The sequence below is a fragment of the uncultured Hymenobacter sp. genome, assembly GCF_964243305.1.
Classification (GTDB): Bacteria; Bacteroidota; Bacteroidia; order Cytophagales; family Hymenobacteraceae; genus Hymenobacter.
Map to the genome: position 1 here is coordinate 14,699 of NZ_CAXTEF010000015.1, position 13,779 is coordinate 28,477.

The following is a 13,779-nucleotide window of genomic DNA, read 5'->3' on the forward strand; positions in this document are numbered from 1 at the left end:
TGGGCAGAAGGGCGGCAAAGCGGCGGCGGGCGTAAGTTGCCGTTGCGTTCGACTTCGTTTCCTTCTTTCCATTGATGAAAAAATTCCATTGTTCGTTCGGATTCGCCAGCCGCCGGCGGGGCTTGGTGATTACTGTTTGCCTTTTCCTGGGCCTAAGCGCCCTGCTGGCGCCGCCGGCCGCCCGCGCTCAGCTCGTCAGCGGGCCGGCCGCCGATGCCAGCGCCGGGCCGCTGCTGGCGCCGGGCGCGTTTCTGGGCTATGCGCTCGGCAGCCGCTTCACGCCCCACAGCGAGGTGCTGCGCTACGCCGCCCACGTGGCGGCCCACACGCCCACTAGGATGCGCATTCAGCGCTACGGCAGCACCTACGAAAACCGGCCGCTGGAAGTGGTCATGGTGGCGTCGGCTGAAAACTTCCCGCGCCTGGACAACATCCGCCAGACCAACCTGAGCCGCGCGGGGCTGGGCGAGACCGGCAGCAAGCCCGCCGGCAGCGTGGCCGCCCAGCCGGCTGTGGTCTGGCTCAGCTACAATGTGCACGGCAACGAGTCGGTCTCGACCGAAGCTTTTTTGCAGGTGCTCTACGAGCTGGCCGACCCGCAAAACCAGGAAGCTCAGAACCTGCTGCGCAACACCGTGGTCTTGCTCGACCCCTGCGTGAACCCCGACGGCCGCGAGCGCTACGTGCAGTGGTACAACCGCGTGATGCAGCAGACGCCCAATGTCTCGGGCTACGCCTGGGAGCACCATGAGCCCTGGCCCGGCGGGCGCTACAACCATTACTTCTTCGATTTGAACCGCGACTGGGCCTGGCAAACCCAGCAGGAAAGCCGCCAGCGCATCGTGCTCTACAACCAGTGGCTGCCGCAGGTGCACGCCGACTTCCACGAGATGGGGCCGGAGGCGCCCTACTACTTCTCGCCCGCCGCCAAGCCCTTCCACGCCGCCGTGACGCCGTTTCAGCGCACGTTTCAGAACACCATCGGCGACTACAACAAGGCCGTGTTTGACAAGAACAACTGGCTGTACTTCACCCGCGAAACGTTTGATTTGTTTTATCCCAGCTACGGCGACACCTGGCCCACGTTCAACGGCGCCATCGGCATGACCTACGAGCAGGGCGGCGGCCCCCGCGCCGGCTTGGGCATCATCAAGGCCGACGGCGATACGCTCACGCTGGCCCAGCGCATCAGCCACCACCACGCCGCGAGCCTGGCCACGCTGCGCGCCGCCGCCGAGCACCACGACGAGCTGCTGACCAGCTTCAGCAAGTATTACGACGACGCGCAGAAGCGGCCCCAGGGCGAGTTCAAAACCTTCATTATCAGCGGCAGCAACCGCCCCGGCCAGCTGCGCGCCTTCACTGATTATTTGGAGCGGCAGGGCATCCGCTACGGCTATGCTGGCAAGAGCAGCAAGGCCCGCGGCTTCAGCTACGCCACGGGCCAGCAAGAGAGCGTGGCCATCGAGGCTAATGATGTGGTGGTGAGCCTCTACCAGCCCAAATCGACGCTGGCCAAAGTCCTGTTCGAGCCGCGCCCGGCCCTGGAAGACTCGCTCACTTACGACATCACGGCCTGGGCCCTACCCTACTCGTTTGGCCTGAAAGCCTACGCGCTGAAAGACCGGCTGACTGGCGCCACCAGCCAGCCGACCGCCGGCAAAACCAGCCGCACTCCGGCCGGCAAGACTGTCCCGACCAACAACCAGCAGCTGCTCCCTACCCCCTACGCCTACGTTGCCCGCTGGAACTCGCTGCCCGACGTGCGCTTCTTGAGTCAGCTCTTGCAGAAAAAAGTGAAGGTGCGCGTCACGCAGCGCGCGTTTGAGGCCGACGGGCAGCAGTACGGGCCAGGCTCGCTCATCATCACGCGCAGCGGCAACGAAAACCTGGGCGCCCGCTTCGACCAGCTGGTGCGGGCGCAGGCCGACTCGGCGGGCGTGCAGCTGCGGGCCGTGGCCTCGGGCTTCGCCACCTCGGGCACCGATATCGGCTCGGAATACGTGCACGGCGTGGCCCGGCCCAACGTGGCCGTGGTGGCCGGCGACAACGTCTCGCCCACCGCCTTCGGCGAGGTCTGGCACTTTTTCGAGCAGCAGCTCGGCTACCCCGTCACGGTGCTCGGCGCCGATTATCTGCGCTCGGTGCCGCTGGGCAAGTTCGACGTGCTCATCCTGCCCGACGGCGACTACGAGGAGCTGTTTGGCAACGAGCGGCAGCAGGAAACCCTTAAAACCTGGGTGCGCGGCGGCGGGCGCCTGATTGCGATGGAAGGCGCGGCGGCATTCCTGGCCAATAAAAAGGACTTCCTATTGAAAACCAAGCCCGCCGACTCCACCGGCACCAGGAAAAAGGACCCCTACCGCCTCTTGCGCCGCTACGGCAACGCCGAGCGCGAGGGCGCGGAGGAGCGGGTGCAGGGCAGCGTGTACCGCGTGCAGCTCGACAACTCGCACCCGCTGGCGTTTGGCTACGAGGACACCTACTTTGCCCTGGTGCGCGACACGCTCAACTACCGCTTCCTGGGCCGCGGCGGCTGGAACGTGGGCACGCTGCGCCGCAACAACTACGCGGCGGGCTTCGCCGGCCGCAGCGCCCGCCGCAAGCTCACCGATACGTTCGTGCTCGGCGCCCAGGAAATGGGCCGCGGCCAAGTTATTTATTTGGCCGACAACCCCTTGTTTCGCGGCTTCTGGCAGGGCGGCAAGCTCTTGTTCGGCAACGCCGTGTTCCTGGTGGGGCAGTAGGAAGGGTTAAGGGTTGAGAGTTGAGTTTTGAATTCTCGTTTGGCTTGAGATAATTGAAAAAGGGCTGCCCCAATACATTGGGGCAGCCCTTTTTGCAATAAGGTTGCAGGTTTTGAAATCAGAAGGTCATTCAAAACTCAACCCTCGAAACTTAGCCTTTCAGCTGGCTGGCGGCCGAGCTGAGGGCCTGGCCCAACTGACGGAGCTTGTCCTGAGCGTCGGGGGTGGCCGACGAGGCGGCCTGGGTGGTGTGCTGGCCCAGGGTGGTCAGGCTCTGCGAGAGGGCGCTGGTGTCGCTGGCGCCGCTGCTCAGGGCGTCGTGCAGCTTTTGCAGCTCCGAACTGATGCCCGAGAATTGTGGGTTGCCTTGCAGGGTTTTAATCCAGCCCGAGATGTTGGCCGGGGCCGCGCCGGCCGCGCCGCTCAGGCCGCCGCTCAGGGCGTCGATGGTGGCGTCGAGTTGGCTGGTGCCTTGGCTGCTTTGCGATTGAGGACTCATGGTGTTTGGGGTTGGTTAAGATGAATGATGCTGTACTAACGGGCGGCGGCCCCACTGGTTAAGTGCTTGAGGTACAACATTCGGGCTTTTAAAATTAAAGCTTTTAGGGCCGAACATTGCGCGGTAGCTCAGGTTATGCAGCCGCCTGGTGGCGGAGGGGGGGGGGTAGGAAAAATGCGCAGGCTCCACCGGAACCGGCGCATCGCCGTTGGGAGCCGCCACTTCCTTTTCCCAACCCGTTCTTGACTGGAGGCGCCTACCCCGGCAGCGCCGTGCTAAGCGCCGTCAGGGCTTCGCCGAGGCGGTGTAGCTTACTGCTGATTTCCTCGTCGGTGCCGGCATCGGCGGCTTTGGCCGTGAGCTTGCCCAGGGTCTGGAGTGAATGGCTGATGTTGGCGCTGTCGGCACGGCCGATGTAGTGCTTGAGGTTGGCCAGCTCCTGCGAGATAGCGCCCTGCGCGCCGGGCCCGGTGCCGTCGAGCAGGCGCAGCCAGCTCTCCAGCTGGCTGGTCGCGGCCGATGTATCAGTGCTCAAATCGCCTTGCAGGGCTTGTATGGTGGCGTCGAGCGAGGAGCCGGCGGATAAGGGATTGAAGGTGGCCATGTGGTTGTGGTGAGGGTGAATAAGAACTTTCGGCTGTACTGTGGCCGGGCCGGAAAGGATGCGGTTATCAGTGAACAGCTAGCAATTGACAGTGAGCGTTTGGTGGTTTGCCCCGGAGGGATGGCCCGTCGGTAGAAATTGCGGGGACCGGAAAACACCAAAGCCCCGGCGGGGCGACCCAACCGTCCACGCCATGCGCGGGTGTATGGGTCGCCCCGCCGGGGCTTTAGCCCAAACAAGGGGGTAGGGATTCTACCGATGGGCTGCCCCTCCGGGGCTGACCACCTCACTGCTCGCTATTTACTATTCACTGCCCTTCCCCGCCCTCCCCCGGATTCAGCTCCCACACGTCGGGGTGCTGGTAGTTGACCACGATAACCGAGAACGGGTGGGGCTCGCCGGGGCGCTTCTCGATGCGGATGGCGCCGGCATCGCGCAGGCTGTTGAGCAAACTGCGGCGCTCGTAGTCGGGCAGCTCGGGCAGCTCGTCGGCCAGGCGGCGCATGAAGGGGCCCAGCCACAGCTCGCTCACGGCGCGGGTCTGGTTGTAGCTGTATTTCTGCAGTTCGGCTAGGATGAAGGCCAGGCTGCGGCGCTCGGCCTCACGCTGCACCCGCCGCACCGGCAAGAACACCGGCACCTCGTCGGGCAGCTGCACGGGCGCCGCCGCGGCGGCCGTCAGGCGCGGCGTGGGCAGCGGGCGTTCCGGCGCCAGCAGGGGGGTAGGGATTCCGGCGGCGTCAGAAGCCGGCGGGGTGAACATTCCGGCCGAAGCGGCCTGGGCGGCCTGGGCGGCAGCGGTGGGCGTGCCGGTCAGGCCGGACTCGCGCAGGCGGCGGCTTTCGTCGGCCAGGCGCTGGCGCTCGGCGCGGCGCTTTTCCAGCTGCTCCACTTTGTCCGGGGCCAGCAGCTCGCGGGCGTCGAGGAAGTTGCTCAGGCCGATGTTCTGGAGCAGGTCGCCCGATACGCTTTCGCGGAAGCCGGCCACCAGCACCTGCCGGGCCTGCCGCCGCAGATGAGCCAGCAGCGGGATGTAGTCGCGGTCGCCGGCCACGAGCACGAAGGTGCCGATTTCGGGCCGCGTGTAGTGCACTTCCAGCGCGTCGATGCAGAGCTGCATGTCGGCCGCGTTCTTGTGGTCGGTGCCCAGCACGTTGCGCGTGATGACGCCCATCAGGTAGAGGGCGCCCTGCGGGGCGGTGGGCAGGCGCTCGAAGTCGGCGTAGGCATTGATAACCAGGCTGTCGAGGCCTTTCTCCAGCAGGTTTTCGCGCAGCCGCCGCACCAGCTCCAGCACGTAGTCATTCAGGTCGGGCGGGTCGGCAAAGTGGTTTTTAAGGAAGTAGTAGACGTTTTCGAAGTCAATGAAAACGGCGGCGTAGGGCGAGGAAGAGGCGGGGCGGGGGAGCATGGGGCAAAGGTACCGGGCGGGGACGTCGTTCGGGAAGTTACCGCAGAGGGGCGCTGGGGCTTCGCTGAGGCACACGGCGCGGTCAAGCGCGTAATTTGCGGCGCCCACTTTTGCTTATGCCACGTCGCCCTACCCCCCTGTTTTCGTTCACCCTTGCCTTACTCCTGCTGCTGGCCGCCGCGCCCGCCCAGGCCCAGCGCACCACTGACGCTGGGCCGCCGCAAAGTGACCCATTTGGGCGGCGCGAAGTGGCGGCGCGGGCCGTGCCGGGCGGGCGGTATCGGGCGCACTCGTTTAATGAAGAAAGTGGAGTTCTAACCATTCGCGCCACTGATGGCAGCGCCCGGCAGGTAGAAGAATGGAACTACGGCGTTGTGAAAATCAGCTACTTCGCGCCCGGCCGAGTGACAGAGGCCGATTCTTCGGTGGGCGTAGCAGCCAATTCGCGTGAATTTAGTCCGGATGGCGTGGTGGTAAGCGCACCGGGTAGCAAGCTTAGGATAATACTGGCTAACCCCTCATCAGCCACGGCCGGCACCGTGCGGCTGCTAACCAATCACGGCACCCTCATCATTCAAAAGAATACGCTGCAAGTAAGCTGGCTGTATGGAGACGCGGTGATTTTCAGTGAAGCTAATGCCGCCTTTCGGCGCGTCGCCCAGACGCCCGCCACGGCCGGCACCTCCGTCGCGGCGGCCACCTTTGCGCCCGGCGGCACGGCCGTGCGCTTCCGCCTTCGGCCCGGCGAGCGGCTCTACGGCACCGGCTCGCGGGCGCTGCCGCTGGACCGGCGCGGCAACCGGCTGGAGCTGTACAACCAGGCCCACTACGGCTCGCAGAACGGCGAGCAGAATCTCAACATCACGCTGCCCACGGTGCTCAGCAGCCGCGGGTATATGGTGTTCTTCGACCATCACGCGCCGGGTTATTTGGAGCTGGGCAAAGCGCAAAAAGACGTGCTGGAATACGGCGCCGAGAACCTGAACTCGCTGAGCTACTACGTCATCACGGGGCGCAGTCAGGCCGAAATCCTGGACCGCTACACCGCCCTGACCGGCCGCCAGCCCCTACCCCCCCGCTGGGCGCTGGGCCTGATTCAGAGCCGGTTTGGCTATAAATCCGAAGCCGAGATGCAGGCCGTGGCCGCCCGGATGCGCCGCGAAAACTTCCCGCTCGATGCGCTGGTGCTCGACCTCTACTGGTTTGGCGGCACCACCCGGCAGGGCGACTTGCGCTGGGAGCCGCGCGGCTTTCCCGACCCGGCCGGCATGATGGCGCGCCTAAAGCAGCAGGGCGTGAAAACCATTCTCATCTCCGAGCCCTACGTGATGCGCACGTCGATTAACGACAGCCTCGTGCGCACCCATCAGCTGGTTGGCACCGACGCGGCCGGGCGGCCGTTCACGGTGGGCTCGTTCTGGGCGGGGCCGGCCAGCATCCTCGACGTGTTCAAGCCCCGCGCCCGCCGCTGGCTCTGGGCCAACTACCAGCGCCTGCACGACCAGGGCGCCGCCGGCTGGTGGTCCGACCTCGGCGAGCCCGAAAATCACCCCGCCGCCATGCGCCACGTGGCCGGCCCCGCCCGCGCCGTGCACAACGCCTACGGCCAGGCCTGGGCCAGCATCTTCGCCGAAAACTACGCCCAGCACTACCCCGACGAGCGGGTATTTAATCTGGCCCGCTCGGGCTGGGCGGGGATGCAGCGCAACAGCGTCTTTCCGTGGTCGGGCGACATCAACCGCTCCTGGAGCGGCTACCAGGCCCAGGTGCCGGTGATGCTGGGCCTGGGCCAGGGCGGCGTGGGCTACATGCACTCCGATGCGGGCGGCTTCTGCGTCGGACCCATTGATGCTGAGCTGTATACGCGCTGGCTGCAAATGGCCAGCCTCTGCCCCATCCTGCGGCCCCACGGCGAGAGCGTGCCGCCGGAGCCCTACTTCTACCCCGACCCCTACAAAAGCAGCGTGCGCGACGCTGTGCAGCTGCGCTACCGCCTGCTGCCGTATCTCTACACGCTGGCCTGGCAAAATACTACGACCGGCGCCCCCCTAGTCCGCACTACAGACTATGACAGCCGGGTAGATGCGCTGCGGGTCAAAGGTGAAGAGTTGAGCGACAGCGCGCAGGGCTGGGAAGCACCCGTTCAAGCTGAAATTACTCCGCCTTCTCTTCCGAGTGCGGAGCTTGCAGTCCGCCTCGCTAATCTCAACGACCAGTATTTGCTTGGCCCTAATCTGCTCGTCGCGCCCGTGCTGCACGCGGGCCAGCGCCGGCGCAACGTGGTGCTGCCCGCCGGCAACTGGATTGACTTTCATTCAAACCAAATCTACGCGGGCGGCCAGACCGTGGGCGTGCCCGCGCCGCTGGCCCACGCGCCACTGCTGGTGCGCGCCGGCGCCTTGCTGCCGATGACCGCCTACCGGCCCAGCACGGCGCAGTTCCGGCCCGACACCTTGCAGCTGCGCTACTACCCCGACCCGCAAACGCCCGAATCCAGCTTCACGCTCTATGAAGATGACGGCCACTCGGCCCAGGCGCTGGCGAAAAATCAGTTTGCGCTGCTGACACTGGCGGGCAAATACAGCCCCACCAAAACCGACATTATCCTCGCCTCCAACGGCGGGCACTACCCCGGCCAGCCGGCCCGGCGCCGGGTGCAGCTGCTGGTGCAGCGCGTAGCCGCCGCGCCCACGGCCATATTCATTGGCGGTGCGCCCTTGCCAGCGAGCAGCAGCACGGTAGCTTTCGACGCGGCGCGGCAGGAGCTGCGGATTGAGTTTGTTCTGCTGGCTGCCAGGGTTGTCATTTCCCTACCCGGCCTGCGCCTGGCTACCACGCCCGCCGCCCCGGCCGACCCCAACGCGCTGACCCTGGAAACACCCGATAGCCGCAGCTTCGGCCGCGATGGCACGACGCTGCACCTCACCCGCCATCTCGCGCCAGGGGCCAGTGAACTCCCTACCCCCCTGCGCCTGCGCAATGCCCTGGGCGCCGTGGTGCGCGAGCTACCGCTGCCGGCCGCCGCTAGTACCCACAACCTGCCCTTTGATGCGCGCGACGCTCAGGGCCAGCCACTGCCGCCCGGCGTGTACACGGCGGAGGTGGCCGGCCAGCACCAGCGCCTGATTGTGCAGGCTGAGTAGCATTTCCCTACCCCCCTTCTTCATCCAGAACCCCGTTGGTTTTCCTACCCCCTGGCAAGCCAGTAGCCTGCGCCCGCCGCCGCCACGCCCAGCGCCACGCTGCCCGCCGCGTAGGCCGTCGCCAGCGCCAGCTGTCCGCCGCGCAGCAGGGCCACGTTTTCCAGGGCGAAAGCTGAAAACGTGGTGAAGCCCCCGCAAAACCCAGTGATGAGCAGCAGGCGCCAGCCCGCGCCCAGCCCGTGGCGCTCTAGCAGGCCCAGCAGCAGGCCCGCCAGCAGGCAGCCCAGCACGTTCACGCTGGCCGTGCCCACGGGCCAGGCCAGCGGCAGCCGCGCCTGCACGGCCTGCTGCAAAAAGTAGCGGCCGACAGAACCGGCAAAGCCGCCCACCCCAATCAGAAGCCAGGAATACGCCATAGGGAAACAGCAGAGTGGGCAAACTTACGCGGCCCGGCGGCAGCCGCACGGCTACTGGTTCAGCACGTTCAGCTCGGCGAGAATCTGCTCGGTGATGGCGCCGCCAGCCCACCAGCACAAAAGCCAAATCAGTGAACCAGCCATACGCGAAGGCGTTGGCTCCCCTGCCCACAACGTAGGCCGCCCGGCCGGCGCTGGGTTCGCAACCCATCGGCAGGGGCCCGCGAAACCGGCATTCCTGGCCCGCCCGGCCCGCTGGCTCCTACCCCCCTGTTTTTCCCCAACCTCCGCCTCGCCGGGCGGCTATGGCGGCCGGACCGGTGGCGGCGGCCATCGCGGAAGGCAGCGCTACTACCGGACCCAGCAGGAGCAGCGGCAGGCTGCCCATTTTCGGATGAATAGAGGAGTACGCATAAAGGAAAGGGGTTAGGGGTTGGGAAATAAACGCCTAGCTGGCATAGCTAGCTGGTGACACAGCGGGAGTTGGTAAGCAGACGTAATTTTTTAATAGACTGAAGTTCAATGTGGTTCAGCGTTTTAGCTCATCAGGCGCAGAGGTAGAACAAGGCGGGTAGTCCTACTTCGCAGCCGAAAGGACAAACGGGCAAGAATAGGGCTCATGCCTAACCGGCTCGGGCGAAAGACACGCGGGACGGGGCACTGCTGGCAACCGGCAAGGCAGGTTGCGCTGAGAGGAATCTGAGAGAAGTCACCGCAACGGTCGGCGCCGGGCTGATTAAATGGTCAACAATCTTGGCAAGCCGCTGGAAGGCAGGCTGGGAGAGCGCGGGAGAAGGCGCCGCGGGATTGTGGGCGAAAATGTAGGCACTATTTTTTGACTGGCCAGCTACGCTTAAACATTTTAGCATATTTGTTCCCTGACAAGTTCTAGTAGTTCCGCAATCGTTAGCGGTTCAGCGGGCTATTCACCGGCGGCGGCAAGCCGACTTGGACCAGCGGGCTGTCATTTACCTGTTTCCTACTCTCTCTCCCATCTATTATCGCCATGCCTAAGCTTTCTACCGGCTCGTGCCACCCTCTGACTACGCAGTTGCTGCGGAGACTACTGCTCGGCAGCGTGCTGCTGGCCGTTGCGGCCTCGGTTGCCCCGGCCCAGCGGCTGACTTCCTACGTCGACCCCATGATTGGCACCGGCGGGCACGGGCACGTGTTTTTGGGCGCCAACGTGCCGTTCGGGGCCGTGCAGCTGGGGCCGCAGAACATCTTCAAGGGCTGGGACTGGTGCTCGGGCTACCACTACTCCGACAGTCTGCTGATTGGCTTCTCGCACACCCACCTCAGCGGCACCGGCGCCTCCGACCTCGGCGACGTGCTCATCATGCCCTACACCGGCCCGCTGAAAACGGATAAGGGCCAGCAGAAAGCGCCCCACCAGGGCTACCTCTCGCGCTACTCGCACCAGCGCGAAACCGCCCGCCCCGGCTACTACGCCGTGACCCTGGACGACTACGGCATCCGCGCCGAGCTGACCAGCACCGCGCGCGTGGGGATGCACCGCTACACCTTTCCGGTCGCCGCCGCAGGAAGGGGGGGTAGGGCCGCCCGCGTCATCATCGACCTCAAGGAAGGTATCGACGACAAGGCCACCGACACTTATCTGGAGCAGGTGGACCCGCAAACCTTCGTTGGCTATCGTGCCTCGCACGGCTGGGCCAACCAGCAGCGGCTGTACTTCGCCATCAAAACGTCGGTGCCGGTGCCGCAGTTTGCGCTCTATAATGAGGCGCAGCTGCTGACCGGCAAATCGGGCAAGGGCCTAGCCATCAAAGGCATATTCAGCTTCGCCAAGGCGCCGGCCCCGCTGCTGCTGAAAGTCGGCATCTCGCCGGTCAGCTCGCAGAATGCGCTAGTGAATATTCAGGCTGAGCTGCCGGGCTGGGACTTTGCCGCCGTGCAAAAGGCGGCCGAGGCGCAGTGGAACCAGGAGCTGGGCAAGGTAACCATCGAAACCCCGGACCCAGCCACGCGGCGCATCTTCTACACGGCTATGTACCACGCGCTGTTCGCGCCGGCCTTATTCAACGACGCCAACGGCGACTACCGCGGCACCGACGGCCGGGTGTACCCGAAGGCGCCGTTTCAGAACTACACCACCTTCTCGCTCTGGGACACCTACCGCACCGAGCACGCCCTCTTTACGCTGGCCCAGCCCGAGCGCGTCAATGATATGATGCAGAGCATGTTGGCTATCGGGCGGCAGCAGGGTAAGCTACCCATCTGGCACCTGATGGGCAACGAAACCAACACGATGGTGGGCTACAGCGCCGTACCCGCCCTGGCCGAAGCCTACCTCAAGGGCACACCCGGCCTCGACGGCGCGCAGGTGCTGGCCGCGCTGAAAGCCAGCAGCACCCGCGCCGACCAGGGTGTAAATTTTGTCAAAACCCTGGGCTTCATTCCGGCCGATAAGGAAAATGAGTCGGTGGCCAAGGCGATGGAATACGCCATCGATGACTGGAGCATCGCGCAGGTGGCCAGAAAGTTAGGCCAGACAGCGGATTATAAAATCTACAGCGAGCGGGCGCAGTATTACAAGAAGTACTTCGACCCGCGCACCCGCTTCATGCGCGGGCTGACGGCGGACGGCAAGTTTCAGGTGCCCTTCGACCCCATTCAGTCTATCCACCGCCAGAACAACTACACCGAGGGCAACGCCTGGCAGTACACCTGGCTTGTGCCGCACGACGTGCCGGGCCTCATCGGCCTGTTCGGCTCCGACGCGGCCTTCGTGCAGAAGCTCGACAGCCTCTTTATTATCAAGGGCAGCCTGGGCGAGAGCGCCTCGCCCGACATCTCGGGCCTGATTGGCATGTACGCCCACGGCAACGAGCCCAGCCACGCCACCACCTACCTCTACGCCTACGCCGGCCAGCAGTGGAAAACGGCCGAAAAGGTGCGTCAGGTCTTGCGCGAGATGTACAAGGACCAGCCCGACGGCATCAGCGGCAACGAGGACTGCGGGCAGATGTCGGCCTGGTACCTGCTCTCGGCGCTGGGCTTCTACCCCGTCAGCCCCAGCAGCGGGGCCTACGTGCTGGGCAGCCCGGTGGTCAGCAAGGCCACCCTCCGGCTGCCCCAGGGCAGGACGTTCGTGATTGACGTGCAAAACAACGGCCCGCAGAACCTCTACATTCAGTCGGCCAAGCTCAACGGCAAAGACTACCCCAACACCTACCTGCTGCACCGCGACATCGTGGCCGGCGGCACCTTGCAGCTCACGATGGGCCCGCAGCCCAACCGGGCGTTTGGCGCCGCGCTGGCCGCGCGGCCGAAGGAAGTTTATCAGTAGAGATAAGCTAAGAAATAAGGCGACTTTGAAGAGCCAGCCGGCAGCCAGCGGGGCGCCCCTACCCCGCTGGTTTGTTTTTAACCCGCGGCCTACCCCCCTTGCTAAAAACCATCTCTTTGGGTAGAGTCACCGTAAGGTGAGGCAGATTAAAAAGGAAAATTCCGGCCCGCCGCCCAGCGCTCGTGGGCGTAGTCGACCAGCATCCGAGCCAGCGGCGCGTTGCGGCGCTCGTCCAGGCCATAAATCTGGAGCAGGGGCCGGGCGTTGAACGCGGCCTTGAGCACCAACTGATTCCACGCCTCCTCCGGCAGGTAGTCGTGGGGGTAGGGGTTGCGCAGCGCAATGGCGTCGAACACGCTGGTCATGGTCGTGCGCACCCCCTCGGCCGCCCGCCGGACGGGCGCTTCGGGGTAGGGCAGCAGCGGCAGCGCCGCGTAGAGCGCCGCCAGCTCACTCAAATCGGCTGTGCTGAAGAGCTGGTCCAGCCGGGTGACGTACTCCGCCGGGGTTTGGTGCGGGGCCTGCAAAAGCAGCAGGGTGCAGGCGGCTTGGTCGGCGGTCCAGGCCGCTGGGTTGGAGCCGGCGCGTAGCTGGTTTGCTGCAATTAGCTGCTTGGCCGTCAGGTGTAGCGGCGGCTTGCTGGCAAAGCGGGGCGCGGCGCTGAAAGCCAGGTAAAACCTCTTTTCGGCAGTGGTATCGGCTAGCTGCTTCTGCAACCAGGCCAGCCTGCTGGCCAGCAGCTGCGCCGTGAGGACGGTTAGCAAATACGTTTGATAGGCTTCTGCTGGCATACTCGGTTACTCCTGAAAGACGGCGCAGCACACGTCGTAAGAATTGAGTGTGACCTACTTAAGCAATGTCGCTAAAGTAGGTCACACACTAAATTCTGAAGACCATTTACCCGCCCGTAATCAAAGCTGGCGAATCTTAATATTCTTGTACGACACCTTGTCCCCGTGGTCTTGCAAGGCAATGTGGCCTTTCTTCATTCGGCCGTAGTCGGGCATGGAAACGAACTTGCTGCCTTTCACCAGGGCTTCCCACTCGGGGCTGCCGAGCTGGTACTCGACCACTTTTTTGCCATTCAGCCAGTGCTCGACGTGGCCTTTGTTGACTAAAAGTTTGGCCGTGTTCCACTGCCCGGCGGGCTTGACCGCGGGCGCAGACACGGGAATCAAATCGTAGAGCGTGCCGGCCTGGCGGTTGTTATTCTTGCCCATCTTGGAATCCGGGTGCCGTTCGTTGTCCAGCACCTGCATCTCGGGTCCGGTCATATACGTCGCCCCGTACTTCGGGTCAATCGACACGTTGTAGATAACGCCGCTGTTGCCGCCCTCGGCAATCTTCCAGTCCAGCAGCAGCTCGTAGTTCTCGTATTCGTTTTTGGTCAGAATGTCGCCGCCGCCCTTGCCTACCAGGGCCACCGCCCCCTCCTCAATCGCCCAACTGGCCGGAACTTCCTCCCGGTGAAACCCCCGGAAGTTGTCCAGGGACTTGCCATCGAACAGCAGCGTCCAGCCCGCCTTGACCTCCGACTTAGTGAGCGCATTGTCCGTTTGCTGAGCGCTGGCGCCGGTGTTAGCCGCACAGGCGAAGAGCAGATTAGCCCCAATGGCCAGGGATAAGAGAGCCTTCATTTTCCTCAAGTA

General features: G+C 64.5%; 9 protein-coding genes. 3 read left to right on the forward strand and 6 right to left on the reverse strand.

The features are described from left to right. Positions 1 to 74 precede the first annotated feature (74 nt). A complete protein-coding gene (locus tag ACFE70_RS10580; RefSeq protein ID WP_375417709.1) occupies positions 75 to 2,747 on the forward strand; it encodes a M14 family zinc carboxypeptidase in 2,673 nt (890 codons plus the stop codon). A gap of 151 nt (positions 2,748 to 2,898) precedes the next feature. Here the strand turns inward: ACFE70_RS10580 and ACFE70_RS10585 are convergent, their stop codons facing one another. The 3 genes from ACFE70_RS10585 to ACFE70_RS10595 all read right to left on the reverse strand — a co-directional run bounded on the left by ACFE70_RS10585 (position 2,899) and on the right by ACFE70_RS10595 (position 5,261). Further along, the gene (locus tag ACFE70_RS10585) at positions 2,899 to 3,246 is read right to left on the reverse strand and encodes a hypothetical protein (RefSeq protein WP_375417710.1); all 348 of its coding nucleotides are present in this window, start codon (positions 3,244 to 3,246) and stop codon (positions 2,899 to 2,901) included. A gap of 256 nt (positions 3,247 to 3,502) precedes the next feature. Further along, the gene (locus ACFE70_RS10590; protein ID WP_375417711.1) at positions 3,503 to 3,850 is read right to left on the reverse strand and encodes a hypothetical protein; all 348 of its coding nucleotides are present in this window, start codon (positions 3,848 to 3,850) and stop codon (positions 3,503 to 3,505) included. 307 nt (positions 3,851 to 4,157) lie between these two features. Further along, positions 4,158 to 5,261 carry an NYN domain-containing protein gene (locus ACFE70_RS10595; protein ID WP_375417712.1) on the reverse strand — a complete coding sequence of 368 codons (1,104 nt, stop codon included), beginning with the start codon at positions 5,259 to 5,261 and terminating at the stop codon, positions 4,158 to 4,160. Positions 5,262 to 5,377: 116 nt separating this feature from the next. Here ACFE70_RS10595 and ACFE70_RS10600 point away from each other — a divergent pair, with 116 nt between their 5' ends. Next, the gene (locus tag ACFE70_RS10600; RefSeq protein WP_375417713.1) at positions 5,378 to 8,404 is read left to right on the forward strand and encodes a TIM-barrel domain-containing protein; all 3,027 of its coding nucleotides are present in this window, start codon (positions 5,378 to 5,380) and stop codon (positions 8,402 to 8,404) included. A gap of 44 nt (positions 8,405 to 8,448) precedes the next feature. On the opposite strand, the gene crcB is transcribed toward ACFE70_RS10600, so the two are convergent. After that, positions 8,449 to 8,820: a fluoride efflux transporter CrcB gene (gene crcB / locus ACFE70_RS10605; protein ID WP_375417714.1), complete on the reverse strand. Its 372-nt coding sequence runs from the start codon at positions 8,818 to 8,820 to the stop codon at positions 8,449 to 8,451. Between the two features lie 1,006 nt (positions 8,821 to 9,826). Between crcB and ACFE70_RS10610 the strand changes: the two genes are divergently transcribed. Beyond that, positions 9,827 to 12,130 (forward strand): GH92 family glycosyl hydrolase, encoded by a 2,304-nt coding sequence (locus tag ACFE70_RS10610; protein ID WP_375417715.1) that lies wholly within the window; start codon positions 9,827 to 9,829, stop codon positions 12,128 to 12,130. 146 nt (positions 12,131 to 12,276) lie between these two features. On the opposite strand, the gene ACFE70_RS10615 is transcribed toward ACFE70_RS10610, so the two are convergent. Together ACFE70_RS10615 and ACFE70_RS10620 are read right to left on the reverse strand one after the other, a co-directional pair. Further along, entirely contained in the window at positions 12,277 to 12,921 is a 645-nt protein-coding gene (locus tag ACFE70_RS10615) for an EboA domain-containing protein (protein ID WP_375417716.1), read from the reverse strand. 120 nt (positions 12,922 to 13,041) lie between these two features. Continuing rightward, on the reverse strand, positions 13,042 to 13,767 hold the full coding sequence (locus ACFE70_RS10620; RefSeq protein ID WP_375417717.1) for a DUF1080 domain-containing protein: 726 nt from the start codon (positions 13,765 to 13,767) through the stop codon (positions 13,042 to 13,044). Between the last annotated feature and the right edge of the window lie 12 nt (positions 13,768 to 13,779).

Coding starts and splice junctions, on each gene's coding strand:
- crcB (WP_375417714.1), bottom strand. CDS start 8,820: ATGGCGTATTCCTGGCTTCTGATTGGGGTGGGCGGCTTTGCCGGTTCT.
- ACFE70_RS10590 (WP_375417711.1), bottom strand. CDS start 3,850: ATGGCCACCTTCAATCCCTTATCCGCCGGCTCCTCGCTCGACGCCACC.
- ACFE70_RS10595 (WP_375417712.1), bottom strand. CDS start 5,261: ATGCTCCCCCGCCCCGCCTCTTCCTCGCCCTACGCCGCCGTTTTCATT.
- ACFE70_RS10620 (WP_375417717.1), bottom strand. CDS start 13,767: ATGAAGGCTCTCTTATCCCTGGCCATTGGGGCTAATCTGCTCTTCGCC.
- ACFE70_RS10580 (WP_375417709.1), top strand. CDS start 75: ATGAAAAAATTCCATTGTTCGTTCGGATTCGCCAGCCGCCGGCGGGGC.
- ACFE70_RS10600 (WP_375417713.1), top strand. CDS start 5,378: ATGCCACGTCGCCCTACCCCCCTGTTTTCGTTCACCCTTGCCTTACTC.
- ACFE70_RS10615 (WP_375417716.1), bottom strand. CDS start 12,921: ATGCCAGCAGAAGCCTATCAAACGTATTTGCTAACCGTCCTCACGGCG.
- ACFE70_RS10585 (WP_375417710.1), bottom strand. CDS start 3,246: ATGAGTCCTCAATCGCAAAGCAGCCAAGGCACCAGCCAACTCGACGCC.
- ACFE70_RS10610 (WP_375417715.1), top strand. CDS start 9,827: ATGCCTAAGCTTTCTACCGGCTCGTGCCACCCTCTGACTACGCAGTTG.